The organism is Vibrio sp. 661 (assembly GCF_033339315.1).
Classification (GTDB): Bacteria; Pseudomonadota; Gammaproteobacteria; order Enterobacterales; family Vibrionaceae; genus Vibrio; species Vibrio alginolyticus.
Window position 1 is genome coordinate 780,328 of the sequence record NZ_JAWOUJ010000001.1, and the last position, 17,094, is coordinate 797,421.

Consider the following 17,094-nt stretch of genomic DNA (forward strand, 5'->3'; position numbering starts at 1 on the left):
TGCTTCGAGCCTTTCTGCTCTCAAGGCTTTTTACTCTTAAGGTATTGATTATGAATATGCAAAAAATCACTTTTAGAAATGCTGATATGGCTTGGGATATGTCTGCATTAATTTTATTTCCAGAAGGCTTCAATGAATCGAAACGCTACCCAACAATGATAAGCGTTCATCCTTTTGGTAGTTGTAAAGAACAAACATCCAGCGCTGTCTATGGTAAAGCCCTTGCTGAGTTAGGTTACGTCGTGATCGCATTTGACGCGAGCTTCCAAGGAGAATCGGGAGGATTGCCTCGCTACGTAGAAGACCCAAGTCAACGTGTTGAAGATATCAGTCGCGTTATCGACTATGCAGTAACTTTACCATATGTCGATGAGAATAGAATTGGTGGACTCGGTATCTGCGGCGGTGGTGGTTACATGATCAATTCAGCCCTAACCGAAAAGCGCTTGAAAGCTGTCGTAGGTATTACGCCTGTTAACTTAGGCCGCTTGTTCCGTGAAGGCTTTAGTATGTACGACCCTATCGCCAATCTTGAAGCTATGGCTGCACAGAGAACAGCCGAAGCTCGCGGCTCAGAGCTGAAAATCGATGAACTTCTTCCTCCAAATATTGAATTTGCAAAAGAAAATGGATTAACAGAACGAGACGTGTTCGAAGCTACTGAATACTACAAAACATCACGTGGACAAACCGAAGGTGGTGCAACTCGTATGCTGTTTTCACATGCACAGAAAACACTGAGCTGGGATGCCTTTGCATTTGCCGAAACGTTATTGACTCAGCCTGTTATGGCCGTGGTAGGGCAAAAAGTCGGGGCGTTTGGTGCTTATCGTGATGGGCAGGAAATTTATGGCCGCTCTGTTCAATCAAAAGACCGACAGCTGGTTAATTTGGAAAATTGGTCTCACTATGAACTGTATGACCATCCAGAAGCAGTCGGCATTGCAATGGACAAGGTTTCTGCATTCCTTGAAACACACTTAAAATAATCTAATAAGTTAGAAGCGTTTTGTAGAGTTGCAAAGCGCTTATTTTTAACAGCGTAAGATGTAGTTCGAAGCGAGTAGGTCGGTAAATCTTCGTGCGAATAACCTCATCTACAGGCTATTGACTAAATACCACTGCCAAATACTGTTTAAGACAATGTACACTGAAACCTAATTAAAGGCGTTAGATAGGAATGAAGTTTAATTTATGCGCAAATCAGATAAGAAGGTCGAGAATCTAATTAGAGAAGTGTTGACCGAAGTTTGTGAAGATACGCTAAAAGGCTACGATGGCTTTCTTTGGGTGACTCATACCGTCAAATTCTCTTCTTTTCCACAAAGCTTAGAAATAGTCTGCGTATTCGAAACGAAGCAAGATCGAGCTAACTTTTTTGAAGGAGAGGGCCGCCAGCATGTTTCCACAACTATTCAAAAGGCATTTAATAAGGCAGGAGTGCAACTAAAGAACGTCAGTAAGCAAATCAGTTACGATACAAAACAAAAGTGTTAGTGCGGGCAGCAATGGTCCGTAATAAAATGGTGCTTGGCTACCTTGCTATAAAAATGCAAAGGGCACTGGATGGGCAATGAAGCTTCAGCTCACTTAGATATACATCGGTGTAACTACGAGTTATGGATTGTGAATACGGTTGGTTTTCTAATGTTGCCTTAAGAGGCCATGATTAGTCGTTTACAATGAGTAAAGTACAAACTTCTGCATGGTGGATATCCGCAGAAAATTATTGAAAAGAAAGGCTCTAGCTGGAGCGGTCTATCATTTTCTTTGGGTTACCTCGACTATGAATAGCTTAATTGCTATGTTTCGCAAAATATATGGAGAATCTCCTGCGCGTTATTTTTCTAGATGCCGTGCAGAATAATGTGTTGACCGGCTGAGGGAAAAATGAAAACCAAAATAATAATGTCTTTTCTACTCGCTACATTGTGTGTCAGTGCCAGCGCCAGTACGAATGAGCCGAAATACCATTCTGCGCTAACAATCAAAACGGCATTCAGTGAAGACAGAGACAAGCCAGTAGAAGTCTATTATTGGTATCCCACAACGAACGAAAAAAACAATTTCACGTTTGGTAGGGGGAACATTTTTAAATCAGTCGAAACGCAGTTAGATGCCCCTTTAGCAAGTGGAAAATTTCCCGTTGTGCTTTTGTCGCAGGGCGGAACACGGTCAGCGTTTTCCCACAGTGGTTGGATAGCCTCGAGCCTGGCGCAACAAGGTTATGTCGTTGTGGTACCAAAGCCTCCTGCACCGAACGAAATCAATGCAGAAATGGCTGTTGATGAAATCACATTCAGAACCAGTGATTTGGTGCTTGGGCTGAACGAATTAAGTTCGGTCGGGATACTGTCCGGAGGCGTAGATACTGATGCAGTGCAGGGGGGCGGCTTTTTTCTGGGCGGCACATCTATGCTGATGCTCTCCGGAGCGCAAATAAGCCCGGAGAAATATCGAACATCGTGTCACAACGCCACCAATGTAGACTGTCATTGGTTACGTGAAAATAACGTTGATATTACCAGCATCCCGGATCAAAAATTCCCCCGATTTCAGTCTGAAAACAAACTGAAATCGGTCGTCGTTATCAACCCTGAGCTAACGAAAACTTTTGTCCCTGAAACTCTGGCCTTGATGAACAATGCTATCACTGTGGTGACGCTTTCTGATCGGCTACATCCCGCACTGACACCAGCCGAATCACTTGTTGATCTTCCCAATGTGACGTTTCAAGAGATTCCTAGTGCGAGTCAGTTTAGTGCGTTCGCAGAATGTACTGAGCGTGGCATTAAAATTCTCGCATCAGAAGGGGAGGAAGCACTTTGCCAGGAGCGTGACGAGGTTTCCAGAAAGGACAATCATCAGCACATTTTGGATGTAATTCTGGCCAGGTTAACAAAGTCATAAGAGTGCAACAATGAGGAGCTTTCTTACACATTGTGTGCTTGGACCAGCAAAGCGAGAAGTAAGTTTTTGCAGGCTTATCCTTTCACCATAGTGCAAGGCCTACTAGTGACCGTGTTATTTGCTCTAACTAAGTACTTGTACCAACATTTTGAAACTTAGAAGAACACACAAAATACCAACGATTTTCTTAAGAACTTTATTTGGGAAATACTCTGCACAACGCACGCCGAGGCTAGTAGTTAAGTAGCTACTAATGGAGAAGCTGAGCATTGCAGGAAGGTATATGTATCCTAATACTAAGTTGTTCCAATCTGTGTTTCCCCATCCGTTTAACATGTAACCGAGGCTTCCTGACAGCGCGATAGGGAAACCTATCGCAGCAGAGGTACCAATAGCACGTTTTACCTCAAAATTTTGCTGGACAAGATAAGGGATGATCAACCCCGCACCGCTTATAGAGACAAGTGCTGATACAGAGCCAATCACCGAGCCTACAGTGATATTACCGATAGCCCCATGTGGGTTCGGATTGTACTCATTTTCAGTGTTGAGAAACATCTTATAAGCAACATACAACATGAATACGCTGAAAAAGCCTGCCAGATAGACTCCTTGTAGATACGATGCTACGAATGTGGCGCAAAATGTTCCGACTAGAACTCCGCTCAACATTTTTCCTACCATAGTCGAGTCTACATTCTCTTTTTTGTAGTGAGCGCGCATGCTGCCCAATGTTGTAATAATCATCGAAGCCATTGATGTCCCTAACGCAAGATGCACTACTTCCGTATCAGCTATTCCCTGTAGTGAAAATAGAAACGCAAAAATAGGGACGGCCATTCCACCACCACCCACACCAACGAGTCCAGCGAGAAAGCCAATGCCCAAGCCTGCTGTAATGTAATAGATAATAAAGATAGGTTCGTTCATGATGGTTCTGCCTTCGATAAAATGATCGTTGCTAAAATGTTACTCGAACGCTAACTTGCTATGGTAACGTTAAGAGGACAGAAAATAATGAATAATGGCCAAAATGGAATTGAGTAAATAAAGTGACAAACTCTGATTACAGCGAATGGAAAAATGGCGCCGCACTGATCGTTAAGGAGTGGCAGCATGAAAGGAGCGACTTCAACCATTTGGATCAACGGCCACATAATTGGCACAGTCATCATCGAGGCCAGTTACTGTGTATAGATGAAGGGCTAATTCAGGTCAAAACCGATGAAGGAACGTGGATACTACCACCTCACCGAGCTGGTTGGATCCCCCCGGGTGCGATGCACAGTGTTTATTTTTGTGGTTCTCTGAAAGGTCGTTCATTACTGTTTACTCCAGAGAGTTGTGAGCGGTTTCCAATGAGACCTTGTGTGATCCAACTTAGCGATGTGTTGAAAGCCCTATCGGTTAGAGCATCGATATGGAGTAAAACAGACGATCTATCCATACAGTCTTTACGTATTCTTGCCGTAATATCCGATGAAATCGTCAATAGCCCTCATGAGTCACTCCACATCCCACTGCCCAGTGATCCGAGACTGCAAAAAGTTACTCAAGCAATTTTAATAGACCCAAACAGCAAGCATTCTGTAGAGCATTGGGCCAATATTGGGGCAGTCTCATCTCGGACGTTAAGACGATTGATTCGAAGTGAGTTAAACATGAGTTTTAGTGAATGGCGGCAACAAGTACTGCTAATACATTCATTAGAAATGATAGCTCGAGGGGAATCGGTGGGAGATATTGCACATGCTTTAGGTTATTCGACGCCCAGTAACTTTATTGCGATGTTTCGTCGGGTCTATGGCGATTCACCCACGCGTTACTTTTCTAATCGCGGAATATAATTTCCGTGCTCGCATGCTCATGATGTTCCCCTAATTATCTTTAATCAAAAAAGGTAAATATTGAAAAGATTAATTGTTATGTTATAACATTGCCTTGTTTGGGGCTCTACAATTTGTTGTTTAAAGAATTGATCTCACAACCAGTAGTCTCCTATTGAGAGTAAACGTTGATTTCTTCACAAGCGTTGTCTGACTTGACTCTACATGGGGTGGGACTGTGTCAATATGTCCGTGAACTAGAGCGAAATCGTAACGATTACTAGGTCTCATAGCCCTAGAAAATCAACGTTATTAAAACCTTTACCTGACCTTTTTAACGCTTGGGAGGAAGATATATGAGCATTGATGTAGTTGAGAACCCGCTTCGTGTCCAAACAACATCATCGTTGGCGATATCGACATCAGCGAACATACTTAGCGACATCTACAAACCAGAGCACAATATTGCCATATGGCAGCGAACGCTCTCGAAAGAGTTGACGAAGGACATTAATCTGATGCTGGCACAGGAGCCTAGATTGGCACTGGTACAAAGTGTCACGCCAGATGATGCTGCACAATGGGTACGAAGCAAGTTAGAGGGCTATGCGTGTGCTGATGCGCTGAGTGAAGATGTTGCTTTAATCGTCGATATGTTCTGCTGTTTGTTTGAGGTTAAAGAAGCAGGTTTGAGGCTAACTCGCCTAGACAGCCCGATGTGCCCGAAATTTCACTTTGATCGTGTGCCTTGCAGACTTGTCATAACTTATACCGGCCGAGCGACCGAATGGTTAACCAACGATACCATTGATCGCACTAAACTCGGTGCCGGTAGTCTTGGTCAACCTGATCACCTATCGGGATTATACGACTCTGAAAGTGCAATACGACGAATGCAGCCTGGCGATGTTGCCCTGCTCAAAGGAAGTGGTTGGGAAGGCAATGAAGCCACTGGAGTTATACATCGCTCTCCACATGTTGCAGACAATGAACGTCGCTTACTACTCACATTGGATTTCATCTAGAGATATGAGAAAGCTCAAAACGGTAGATGACGTCATGAAGCAGGTAGAGAAAATCTGCCTGCTGCGAGGTAAACAACTTACTACTAAACGGAAATTGATACTGACTTCACTGCTATATGCGGAGAAGCCGCTTTCTGCCTACGAACTAGTTGACTACTGCAATCACAACTTTTCTCAAAACATTCAAGCGATGTCGGTTTATCGAATACTCGATTTCCTTGAAGCAGAGCACTTTGTCCATAAGCTCAATACATCTAGTAAATACGTCGTTTGTTCTCAAATCGCGTGCGATCAGGAGCATGGCGTTCCACAGTTTTTGATTTGCTCTCAGTGTGGAAAGGTTAGTGAAATAGCGGTTGAAGCCAATGTTATTTCTAGCGTATGTGCGAAAGCCATACAAGAAGGCTTCACTGTTCTTAGCCCACAATTTGAGATTTCCTGTGTTTGCGATGAATGCGCAAAGCGCCCGCTATGAGGCGGACACACGATTTCCCCTTATAGCTTCACAAGGTGACCGAGTATTAGCCACCTTTTCAAATTATCTAAAGAATGAATTATGTCAGCAACATTGATTAAAAACGCTCGGGTGGTCAACGAAAGAGCCATTACCGAAACAGATTTACGTATTGTTGATCAAAGAATTGACAAGATTGCTACTAATATATCCGTACAACACGGAGATATTGTAATTGATGCTAAAGGGGCTTATTTACTGCCAGGCATGATTGACGATCAAGTGCATTTCCGAGAGCCAGGGCTGACACATAAAGGCACAATTGCAAGTGAGTCGCGGGCAGCGGTGACCGGCGGTATTACAAGCTACATGGAAATGCCCAATGTTAGTCCGGCTACAACGACTATTGACTCGTTAGAGCGCAAGTTCGCTCTCGCTAAAGAAAGCTCGTTTGCGAATTATTCTTTCTACCTCGGTGCAACCGAAGACAATCTTGAACAGATTAAACAACTTAACCCCAAACAACATTGTGGTGTGAAAGTATTTATGGGGGCATCAACAGGAAATTTGTTAGTCGAAGATCCGCAAGCGTTAGAGTCAATTTTTCGTGACTCTCCAGTACTCATTGTTACTCATTGTGAAAGTGGGACTGTTATTAAACAAAACCAGCAAAAGCAAAGGCTTAAGAAGCCAGGTTTCACTATCGAAGACCATCCCATTTTGCGTGACGAAGAGGCCTGTTACGCTTCATCTTCTTATGCGGTAGAACTTGCCAAAAAGTATCACAGCCAACTGCATGTGCTGCACATCACAACGGCGAAGGAGCTAGCACTTTTTGACGAGGGAGACATTCGAGATAAATCAATCACCGCGGAGGCTTGTGTTCACCATCTTTGGTTCAGCAACAAAGATTATGGCGCTCTTGGTAATTTGATCAAATGTAATCCTTCAATCAAGTTTCCTAGTGACCGCGATGCGTTGTTAAAAGCGTTAAATACGGGGCAAATAGATATCATTGCAACAGATCACGCTCCTCACACTTGGCAAGAAAAACAAGTGCCTTACGAGCAGGCTCCAGCCGGACTGCCGTTAGTTCAGCATGCGTTACTTACTCTCTTCGAGCATGTCCGTTTAGGTCATATGAGTTTGACTCAAGTAGTCGAAAAAACTGCGCACAACCCGGCCATTCGCTATGGCATTCAAGGCCGAGGTTTTATTCGTGAAGGTTACTACGCCGATTTGGTGTTGGTTGATGCTCATACCCCAACACGAGTTAGCAACGAAAACAGTTTATATCACTGTGGTTGGTCGCCTTTTGCTGGACATGAATTTTCAGCTCAAATTCAAAAGACTTGGGTCAATGGCGCGCTAGTTTATGCCAATAACAAAGTCATCGATAAACCAGCTGGAGCGATGCGTTTATCCTTCAATCGTTAAGTCGCTGACCGTAAAAAAAGAGCCATAAACAAACTGGAAGCATTATGTTAAGAAGAAACCCAACGGGCCATATGCCACAGGTGTCCTCAACAGCCTTTATCGATCCAACCGCTATTATCTGTGGCAAAGTCATTATTGAGGATAACGTTTTTATTGGACCCTATGCTGTTATTCGAGCTGACGAAGTTAATAACCATGGAGACATGGAAGCTATCGTCATCAAACGTGACACCAATATCCAAGATGGTGTCGTAATTCACTCTAAGGCAGGGGCTGCGGTGACCATTGGTGAGCGCTCATCCATTGCTCATCGTTCGATTATTCATGGTCCTTGCCAGGTTTGTGATGATGTTTTCATTGGCTTCAACTCCGTCGTGTTCAATAGCGTCATCGGTGAGAGGTGTGTTATTCGTCATAACTGTGTCGTCGATGGCCTCGATTTACCCGCTTATTTCCATGTACCACCGATGACCAATATTGGTGTCGGTTTTGATTTAGAGAGTATCTCTAAAGTGCCGCCAGAATATTCAGCTTTTTCCGAATCCGTCGTTTCTGCCAACCATGAACTAGTCCAAGGCTACCGGAGAATTGCCAATGAACTTTAATAAGCCACTGATTTCGCGAGTGCCGACTAACATCATCACTGGCTTTCTCGGGGTGGGGAAAACATCGGCAATAATGCACTTATTGACCCATAAACCGAGTCATGAACGTTGGGCTGTATTGGTCAATGAATTTGGCGAAGTTGGTATTGATGGCAGCTTGTTACAAGGCCAAAAAAAACAACAAGACCAAGTGTTTATTCGAGAGGTCCCCGGGGGATGTATGTGCTGTGCAGCAGGTCTTCCGATGCAAATCGCCTTAAATCAATTATTGTCTGAAGCAAGGCCAGATCGATTGTTGATTGAACCTACAGGCCTTGGTCATCCTAAAGAAGTACTGCAAGTGCTATCGACCGAGTATTATCGTCAAATTCTCGCTTTGCAAAAAAACATTACTTTAGTCGATGCACGTAAACTATCGGATCCTAAGTACACTGAGCATGAAACGTTTAACCAGCAAATCACTATCGCAGATACAGTGGTAGGTAATAAGCGCGATCTCTATCAAGATGAAGATGAGCAAAAGCTGACGGCTTATATAGCAAAGCTCGGTCTGCGGGAAACAAAAGTGATTTTCGCTGAACATGGCGCTATCCCTTTTCATGAATGTGAGGGAGCGACTCGTATTGACGTGCAAAAAACGCCCTCTGTTCTTTATCGTGAAAGAGAGAAAAAGTCACTTGTTCCTGAGTTGCCTATGCCTGAGAGCGGCATTCTAAAAGCAACCAATCAGGGGGAAGGTTTCTACAGTATCGGTTGGCGTATATCCGCTGAAAACGTGTTCGATCATCAAAAGCTGAGATTATTGCTGCTCGACCTCAAGGTCGAACGAATGAAAGCGGTTTTTATCACGGGAAGCGGTATTTTTGGTTACAATCTAACATCAGATGGACTCACAGAGTTTGAACTAGACGAGTGTTCAGAAAGCCGCCTAGAACTGATCTCTTCCGGTCTAGATGACCAATTTGAAGATAGATTATTTCGATGTTTGGAGAAGGCATCATGATAGAAAAGAGAAAACTCTCCTTTTAACCATAATGTCTTACCTCCTTAAAATTCTAGTGGGGTTTCTTTTAAAGCTGCGCTTAGGGCACTTATGCTGCCGTATTAGGGTGGGGTTAGTACCCGTATTTTCTGCCTATGCGGTTCAGGCACAGTTTTATTCATGGGGTGAGGTATCCACGTTACACGTGGCCTAATTACTTGCTTTAAGTTACACGGAAGAAACACGTCTTTTTTTAGCGAGGGCCATTGCTATATTTGCGGTACTGTAGGCGCTCTCATTGATAAAGTGCGGGTAAATTTCCCCTTTGCCATTCCAATGGATATCATAACCAGCGAAAGTCGCTAATAAAGGTGCTCCTGGTTTGACCGCCTCAAAATCTCTGCCACAAATAGTAGGGTGTACTAGTGCTTGCCGCATACCCTCTTGATCAAGTGGAACCCTGATTTCTTCGGTGTAAAAAAACGCCTCATAATCGCTCAGTAAGCCTATTTGGTTGAGGTTGTGCTTTTCAACATAGTCCAATACTGCGGTAAGCATCTGTTTCATCAACTCCAACGTACTGTACTCTAGCGCACCATGTGCTTGCGCCCCGACCTCAATCATTATTCCATATTGCCCAGCAGTACAAAGGTAAGGTTGCTCTTGCCATTCTTTTCGCTCTTCGAAAAGGACATGTGCTGATGGCATTCGTTGTTTGACGTACGCGCCCAGTTTCCGATAAAACACATCGTTAGAAAGCAAAATCAACGTCGCTCCCATATTGCTTGTTGTATTGTGCAGGTCAACAATCAACAGTTTTTCTTGGTTTGCATATTTCTCGATAAATTGATGTGCAATCTTGCTTTCATGCAAATCAGGACAATGATTGCTATTCATTGCTGAGAACTCGCGATTTAAGTCTGTATCGATGTATCGGACGTTGTGTTTTACTGCTTCGGAGTTTGCGATGATCGAGCAGGCTGAAAAGGTTGATCTATTGACAGAGTAACGTTTTTCTTTGATTAGTTTATGTAAATAAATACCAGAAAGTTCGTTTCCGTGTGTTCCTGCAACGATAAGTGCTGAATTGAATGTGTTCATTATTGAGCCTTCTCAAAGAGAATGGGTTGAATGACTGGTTTTCTCTTAGCCAATCCAGTGAACTGAATAAACGTTTACTAAACTGAGTAAAAATAATCATAGATATGTTATAACATAACAATAGTTGTTATTGATACTTAGTTTCTCATGAGTCAGTTTAAATTTATTGCTTTAATCGTTGCTGTGTTTTGTTTTTCGGTCGCTTTGCTTCTACCTACAGAGGATGAGCCAAATCAAGATAGTCACAGCACTCAACTGAATCAAAGCAGTGATTCGTCACCACCTCCATCATCAAAGATAGTGGTTCCCTCAGATAGCAGTTTGACTCCGTTGCCTAAACCTAAACAAATACACTACATAGTTAAAGTGGGAGATACGCTCAGTGGTATCTTCGCTCAATTGGGTCTCCCTTACGGTATTTTGCAGCAAATTCTCTCAGTTGATCTTGATCACCTCCAGCTAGATATGATTAAGCCCGGAGAAGAGCTTGAATTAGTGATGGATGACATGGGGCAATTGAGTCGACTAATTTATCATATGAGCCTTGTAGAGAAGGCTATCTACACTAGAGAAAACGATGGCTCCTTCTCTTACGAATTTCAGGAAATTTCAGGGGAATGGCGTGAAACCTTATTTTCGGGAGAAATCAAAGGGAGTTTTTCAGTCTCGGCACATCGAGTAGGATTGACATCAGGCCATGTCGCAAATATTACGCAGGTGATGAAAGATAAGATTGATTTTGCGCGATCTCTTAGAGCCTGTGACCGTTTCGATATATTAGTGAAACAGCAATATTTAGGTGAACACAAAACTGGCAATAGTGAGATTAAGGCTATTTCTTTTAACTTAGCGAGGGGCGAAGTCGCTGCATTTCTAGCCGAGGATGGACGGTTCTATGATAGAGCTGGTAACAGTTTGGAGCGAGCGTTTAACCGTTATCCTGTCGATAGGGCATACCGCCGAATCACCTCTGGGTTTAACCCTAAGCGTAAACACCCAGTGACGGGAAGAGTCACCCCGCATAACGGAACGGATTTCGCGACACCAATCGGTGCGCCAGTTTATTCTACTGGGGATGGAAAAGTAATTGCGGTCCGCAAGCACCCTTATGCCGGTAATTATTTAGTGATTGAACATAACAGTGTGTACAAAACTCGTTACCTACACTTGAATAAAGTCTTGGTTAAAAAAGGTCAAGTTATAAAGCGTGGGCAAAAAATAGCCCTCTCTGGGAATACTGGTCGTTCAACCGGACCACATTTACATTTTGAAGTTTTAGTTCGTAATCGTCCGGTTGATGCAATGAAAGCCGACTTACCTATCGCGAAGTCGCTTCCTAACATCCAGAAACCTTCATTTTTGGCGCGAGTATCAGAGTTTGATTATCTAGTAGAAACGAAAAACTGAGTCCCGACAATTTGTTAGGGCTCAGTTATGCTATTTTGTGTTGTGAGGTTGGAGCAATAGGTGAGTGTCAATATGTGTTCCTAGAAGAATAATGACTGCGATTTTTTCTTTTACGTGCGCCCACATCCGTAACATCGGACGCTTTGCATCAACCTCCGCCTTTGACCGGCCTACGCGAAAACATCACACCAATTGCGAGCATCGCAATACAACTTAGGAAAATAAGAACGGTAAGAACGAAAGTCATAACACCACCTCCTATAAATCGCTGTATTGTGATCTTTCTCCAATTTTATAAACAAAGCAATGGTCGTTTTGTAACCACTTATTATTTTTATCAATAGTCAGACCTTTGCTGGTGGTGAAACATGATGAGAAACGAAGGCGAGCTCTGAAAAATCAGCCTCTGTGGTCTTAACCGATTCTTAATCTTTGGGTCCAAGGCAACAATTGGATTCCTTCTATAACTCATTAAATTGTTATGTTATAACATGCGTTTATTCAGAGTTTGTAGGTCAAAGGTATGCCATCAATTCCAGTCACTATTTTGCATGGGTTTCTCGGGTCAGGGAAAACCACGTTTTTACGCAATATTCTTCAACAAGCCGATTTTTCTGGCATTGATCTTTCCGTTATTGTGAATGATATGAGTGAGTTAGACGTTGATGGCGTGCTTATCTTAAATACCGATGCGGTGAGTGAAGAGCAGGGCAACTTTGTCACGATCAGTGGAGACAGTATCAGCAGCCCGAGTGGTGTAAAGCAGCTCGATAAAGCCCTTAAAAAGCTCTGCGTAGAAAAATCGCCAGAATGGATTGTGATTGAAACGTCGGGCAGTAGTCATCCTTTGCCTTTGGTTGAGTATTTCAAAAATAACGCACCATTCGCTCTCAAAGACGTGATTACGTTGGTGGATGCGACTTGGTTGCGAGATGACTATCGACAAGGTTCTGCCTTAATTCCGAGGTGGCAGGAGAACGTGCAGCAGGGTGTTCGCGGCGTTGAAAACTTGTTGGTAGAGCAAATCATGTTCTCAAACCGTGTCATGCTCACCAAGACGGACAAAGTGGATGACAATACCGTTCGCAACATCGCGCAGGCGATTCACCCGCTTAACGTTTACACCGAGATAATCAAAACGTCATGGGGAAACTTGGATATCCGCATGTTGAAAGGTGAGCAAGACTACAATTTCTTCCTTGTTGAGCAGTTAATCGCAGAACTTCGTGAGACGGTGAATGAGCCGTTGAATCTCTCTGATAAAGACGAACAAAGCCTTGTCGCGAAAGTGATCAAAGATGATCGACCTTTTCATCCTGCGCGTTTGTGGAATACCTGCCACCAGTATTTAACTAAAGGTGTGTTCCGCAGTAAGGGGTTCTTTTGGTTTCCAACTCGAGACGATGTTTCACTGCTTTGGAGCCAAGCGAATGGCAATGTGGGGCTTGAAATTACAGGCTTTTGGCGTGCTTCGGTAATCAATGACGAATCGCAAAACTTCACTGAAGAACATCGTCAAATCCTGCAAGATAAGATAGACAGTGTTGAAAGCCGCTTTGGTGATCGTCGTTGTCGCTTAACGGTTATTGGGCAGGAAAACGAAGTCGATGCGTTTATTGATGCGCTGGAAAACTGCTTTTTAACGGAAGCGGAATTGGAGCAATGGCAACAAGGGGCAACATTTGAAGATCCTTGGCCAAAGAAAATAGCTAAGTTGAGCCAGAAGAAGACGGTTTGAATGCGCTGGTGAGGATTCCCTCGCTGCATGTGTGAATCTCAGCTTGTTCCAAGGCGGACTTGCTGCGTTGGTTCTATATAACAAAATTGGCTCAGTGTAACTAAAAAGCCTCCCGAATGGTGGGAGGCTTTTTTGAATCTCAGTCGTTTACTGTTCCCATTCAGGGAAAGGGTCTTCCAGAGATAGCCAATAGTCGAGCCCTTGCTCCATCTCATCTTCTGTTAACAAGCATTCGTTGAGACGAGCAATCAATTTGTCTTGCTCTAATCCCTGACCAATAAACACCAATTCTTGTCGCATATCGCCATAAGGTTCTTGCCAAATGTCGTTTATAGCATCGAGGTAATCTTGATCCGTCGGCCATTCCTCCTTCGGAATCGCTTTCCAAAACATACCCGCAACACCATAACGTGCGATGCCTCCCGCTTGGCTCCATTGACCGACAAACTCTGGTCTTGTTGCTAGCCAAAAGTAACCCTTGGAACGAATCAGTTTGCCGTAATCTTTCGCATTGTGGAGGAAGTCGTAAAACTTCTCTGGATGGAAAGGGCGTCTCGCATGATAGGCAAAGCTGGAAATGCCGTATTCTTCGGTTTCCGGTATGTGCTCGCCTCGCATTTCCTTCAACCAACCAGGGGCTTGTTGTGCCTTTTCAAAACTGAAGCTTTGTGTGTCGAGTACCGCATCAAGTTCTACTTCACCATTCGAGATAGGAAGAATAGTGGCCGATGTATTAAGAGTTTTAAGAATCGCAAGAAGCCTTTCGATTTCTGATTTCTCAGCAAGGTCGGTTTTACTTATCAAGATAACGTCAGCGAACTCTACTTGATCAACGAGCAAGTCGGCGACGCTGCGTTCATCGTCTTCACCTAATGATTCGGCTGTCTCTGTTAAGAACTTAGCTTCATCGTAATCACGCAGAAAGTTAATCGCATCAACCACCGTAACCATGGTGTCTAAACGTGCAACGTCTGAAAGTGATAGCCCGTTTTCATCAGCAAACGTAAAAGTCTCTGCAACGGGAAGTGGCTCAGCGATGCCAGTGGACTCGATAACTAAGTAATCGAATCTGCCTTCTTGCGCGAGTTTCGTGACTTCTTCAAGTAGATCTTCACGCAGGGTACAACAGATGCAACCGTTACTCATTTCAACCAACTTTTCTTCACTGTGGTTGAGAGAAACTTCATTCTGAACGGTCGCCGCATCGATGTTGACTTCGCTCATGTCGTTGACGATGACCGCGACTTTTCTGCCTTGTCTATTGTTAAGAATATGACTTAAAACGGTTGTTTTTCCTGCGCCTAGAAAGCCGGACAAAACCGTAACAGGGAGTTTCTGGGTGTTCATGCTCATGCTCTTTGTAATGTTATAATATAACAATTAATATAGTCGGTGATCTTAACTCTGGCATCAAGAAGTTTGTGAGTGTGTCGAGCACTGCACCTTATTGGCGGCTTTATTTGTCGTTTAGTTGCACAGGTTCAGATGTCCGGAATTTAGAGATCGAACTCTTATCTCGGTGTGGAGGTTCTATGAACGAAGAGAAAAAGCATGTCATGACAGAAGAAGAAATTCTTGCAGCGCCCGAGGCGGATTATATGAATGAAGCTCAGCTAGCGTTTTTTGAAAACCGATTATTTGAGCTTTATGAATTGACGTTAGCGCATATTGAACGCGCGAAAGAAGAGATGATTGCGCCAATGGAATTCAGTGACGAAAGCGATAGGGCGTCCAGTGAGGAGCAATCTGCAATCGCATTAAGAATCATAGATAGAGAGCAAAAGCTGTTACCTAAGATTCAACAATCGTTGGCTCGCTTGCGCGCAGGGGAGTATGGCTATTGTTTAGAGTCCGGAGAACCTATCGGCATTCCAAGGTTATTGGCACGACCTACTGCTGAATATAGTGCAGAAGTAAAAGCTCAAATGGAGTCAAAAGAGCACTGGTATAAACACTAAAGCCTCACTATCTTATGACGTCGATATTCTTCTCGTTCACTTGTTTTTTTGATGTTCTCTGAGAAGTCTAAAGCGATGGCGACTACCGTTAGGTATGGTAGTCATTACCTTTGAGATATTAATAGTTATCGATAGGATAGAAGTAAGTTCTGTATTGTAAATAACGCACCATTTTTGTTTTTCTGAATGAGCTCTCGCTATGTTAGCGTCAAACATTTTCTCTGCTACTTCAAGCTGATCTTCTATCCTTAAAGCTAAATTAGTACTGGAGAAAGTAGCATGATTGACTTTGTGGCAACTTTTATCTTTTTCTTTGCTGTCATCGATCCCATAGGTACTGTGCCCGTTTTTATCGCAGCCACAAAAAGCTATGAAGAAGTGGCAAAGCGTAAGGTCGCTCTGTTTGCGACTCTATTCTCCGCTGCTATCCTACTGTTTTTTGTTGTTGCTGGTGAAATCATACTTACAGCAATGCGTATTCCCTTGTCTGCGTTTCAAATCTCGGGCGGTATCGTATTGTTCTTGTTTGCTTTGACTATGATATTTGGTGAGAGTAAACCAGCAGAAGAAATCAGAACGCTCAATAGTCATCATGATACAGCAGTTTTTCCTCTAGCCATTCCATCAATTGCTAGCCCTGGCGCAATATTAGCCGCCGTTTTACTCACAGAGAACGTGCGGTTTAATATTTGGGAGCAAGTCCAGACCGTGGCTATGATGCTGCTGGTACTATTGGTTGTTTATATCTTGCTATTAATGGCCAGCGGCATACACAGGATTATTGGGAATACAGGAGCTAGTGCTGTAAGTCGGATCATGGGGTTGATATTAGCCGCTGTGGCCACGACCAACACTCTGAATGGGATTGAAAGTTACTTTGACCTTTAAGGCTGTTTCGCAAACTGAGCTGAAGGAGTTGAAAGTAAAATGCATAGATGTTGAGGGTATATATCAGATGGGGGAACTGGAGCAACACTTGCCCCCATTGAGCTGTGCCAATACTCAAAGATTAGCTGCTAGAAAACAATATCGATAATTTCTCCGCTTAGGCACTACTCTATAATCTTGTAGTCTCGCAGTATATAGAGCCTAGCATGGAGGAATTTATTAGCTTCAACGTGCCAAGACAAGACTTTTTCATGCCGTGAGAGTATCTGAAAAGTCGGGAGGCTGAGAAGTTTATTCAGTATGGCTCTTATTGGGCAGTTTATGGATCAGCCAGTAACCAAGACTCATACTAAGAACTACAGCCGCAATTCCAATCAGGTACATTGGAGACAAGGTTTCAAAGTCTATAATAATGACCTTTCGGGAGATTGCCATCAGCGCGGTGGCCATGACGATTTTTACATGAATAACATTTTCTCTCAGGTAAATAGTTATATTGATGAAAATTTCAATAGCAATTAAAACGGCCATAAAAGCACCAAAAGTGGCTAGCATATCTGAAATCGTCAGAATGAGTTTAGGTGGCGTGATAAGTTTTTGATATATCGTCCATGCAACATCTATCACACCCATGACGATTACAAACAACATAACTATCGACAATACTCTTACAGACCAATGAATCACTACCTGTAATTTCTTTGTTAACTTATCATTTTTATCGACTTCCATGACCCTGTTTCCTTCGCTTGTTTATGTTCAC

17 protein-coding genes are annotated in these 17,094 nt (G+C 43.3%); 13 read left to right on the top strand and 4 right to left on the bottom strand.

Features of this window, described 5'->3' with window-relative positions; genetic code table 11:
- The first annotated feature begins 50 nt into the window (after positions 1–50).
- From R7P69_RS03515 to R7P69_RS03525, 3 genes are all read left to right on the top strand, one after another.
- A complete protein-coding gene (locus tag R7P69_RS03515; RefSeq protein WP_005375705.1) occupies positions 51–989 on the top strand; it encodes an alpha/beta hydrolase in 939 nt (312 codons plus the stop codon).
- A 205-nt stretch (positions 990–1,194) separates the two neighbouring features.
- Positions 1,195–1,497: a hypothetical protein gene (locus R7P69_RS03520; protein ID WP_054574367.1), complete on the top strand. Its 303-nt coding sequence runs from the start codon at positions 1,195–1,197 to the stop codon at positions 1,495–1,497.
- Between the two features lie 393 nt (positions 1,498–1,890).
- Positions 1,891–2,910, top strand: coding sequence for an alpha/beta hydrolase family protein (locus tag R7P69_RS03525; protein ID WP_238952557.1), 1,020 nt, complete (start codon positions 1,891–1,893; stop codon positions 2,908–2,910).
- 123 nt (positions 2,911–3,033) lie between these two features.
- Here the strand turns inward: R7P69_RS03525 and R7P69_RS03530 are convergent, their stop codons facing one another.
- Entirely contained in the window at positions 3,034–3,840 is an 807-nt protein-coding gene (locus R7P69_RS03530) for a sulfite exporter TauE/SafE family protein (RefSeq protein WP_017635743.1), read from the bottom strand.
- 122 nt (positions 3,841–3,962) lie between these two features.
- Here R7P69_RS03530 and R7P69_RS03535 point away from each other — a divergent pair, with 122 nt between their 5' ends.
- The 6 genes from R7P69_RS03535 (at position 3,963) to R7P69_RS03560 (ending at position 9,260) form a co-directional block, all read left to right on the top strand.
- On the top strand, positions 3,963–4,757 hold the full coding sequence (locus tag R7P69_RS03535) for an AraC family transcriptional regulator (protein WP_054574364.1): 795 nt from the start codon (positions 3,963–3,965) through the stop codon (positions 4,755–4,757).
- A 335-nt stretch (positions 4,758–5,092) separates the two neighbouring features.
- Complete coding sequence (locus R7P69_RS03540) at positions 5,093–5,761, top strand: DUF1826 domain-containing protein (RefSeq protein WP_053303733.1); 669 nt, start codon at positions 5,093–5,095, stop codon at positions 5,759–5,761.
- A 4-nt stretch (positions 5,762–5,765) separates the two neighbouring features.
- Positions 5,766–6,236: a Fur family transcriptional regulator gene (locus R7P69_RS03545; protein WP_025767649.1), complete on the top strand. Its 471-nt coding sequence runs from the start codon at positions 5,766–5,768 to the stop codon at positions 6,234–6,236.
- 81 nt (positions 6,237–6,317) lie between these two features.
- Positions 6,318–7,652, top strand: a complete 1,335-nt coding sequence (locus tag R7P69_RS03550) for a dihydroorotase (protein WP_238952558.1) — start codon at positions 6,318–6,320, stop codon at positions 7,650–7,652.
- Between the two features lie 44 nt (positions 7,653–7,696).
- Positions 7,697–8,257: a carbonate dehydratase gene (locus R7P69_RS03555; protein WP_017821071.1), complete on the top strand. Its 561-nt coding sequence runs from the start codon at positions 7,697–7,699 to the stop codon at positions 8,255–8,257.
- Positions 8,247–9,260, top strand: a complete 1,014-nt coding sequence (locus R7P69_RS03560) for a CobW family GTP-binding protein (RefSeq protein WP_021707804.1) — start codon at positions 8,247–8,249, stop codon at positions 9,258–9,260. Before R7P69_RS03555 ends, R7P69_RS03560 begins: the two co-directional genes overlap by 11 nt.
- 207 nt (positions 9,261–9,467) lie before the next feature.
- On the opposite strand, the gene R7P69_RS03565 is transcribed toward R7P69_RS03560, so the two are convergent.
- On the bottom strand, positions 9,468–10,340 hold the full coding sequence (locus R7P69_RS03565; RefSeq protein WP_042521104.1) for an aspartoacylase: 873 nt from the start codon (positions 10,338–10,340) through the stop codon (positions 9,468–9,470).
- Positions 10,341–10,487: 147 nt separating this feature from the next.
- On the opposite strand from R7P69_RS03565, the gene R7P69_RS03570 reads away from it, so the two are divergent.
- Positions 10,488–11,747 carry a peptidoglycan DD-metalloendopeptidase family protein gene (locus R7P69_RS03570; protein ID WP_238952559.1) on the top strand — a complete coding sequence of 420 codons (1,260 nt, stop codon included), beginning with the start codon at positions 10,488–10,490 and terminating at the stop codon, positions 11,745–11,747.
- Positions 11,748–12,270: 523 nt separating this feature from the next.
- Positions 12,271–13,485 carry a CobW family GTP-binding protein gene (locus R7P69_RS03575; RefSeq protein ID WP_238952560.1) on the top strand — a complete coding sequence of 405 codons (1,215 nt, stop codon included), beginning with the start codon at positions 12,271–12,273 and terminating at the stop codon, positions 13,483–13,485.
- 147 nt (positions 13,486–13,632) lie between these two features.
- Here R7P69_RS03575 and zigA read toward each other — a convergent pair whose 3' ends face one another.
- Positions 13,633–14,832: a zinc metallochaperone GTPase ZigA gene (zigA, locus tag R7P69_RS03580; protein WP_238952561.1), complete on the bottom strand. Its 1,200-nt coding sequence runs from the start codon at positions 14,830–14,832 to the stop codon at positions 13,633–13,635.
- Between the two features lie 185 nt (positions 14,833–15,017).
- Here zigA and R7P69_RS03585 point away from each other — a divergent pair, with 185 nt between their 5' ends.
- A complete protein-coding gene (locus tag R7P69_RS03585) occupies positions 15,018–15,443 on the top strand; it encodes a TraR/DksA C4-type zinc finger protein (RefSeq protein ID WP_104976545.1) in 426 nt (141 codons plus the stop codon).
- Between the two features lie 279 nt (positions 15,444–15,722).
- Positions 15,723–16,331, top strand: a complete 609-nt coding sequence (locus R7P69_RS03590) for a MarC family protein (protein WP_017635732.1) — start codon at positions 15,723–15,725, stop codon at positions 16,329–16,331.
- A gap of 291 nt (positions 16,332–16,622) precedes the next feature.
- On the opposite strand, the gene R7P69_RS03595 is transcribed toward R7P69_RS03590, so the two are convergent.
- Positions 16,623–17,063 (bottom strand): phosphate-starvation-inducible PsiE family protein, encoded by a 441-nt coding sequence (locus tag R7P69_RS03595; RefSeq protein ID WP_104976546.1) that lies wholly within the window; start codon positions 17,061–17,063, stop codon positions 16,623–16,625.
- Between the last annotated feature and the right edge of the window lie 31 nt (positions 17,064–17,094).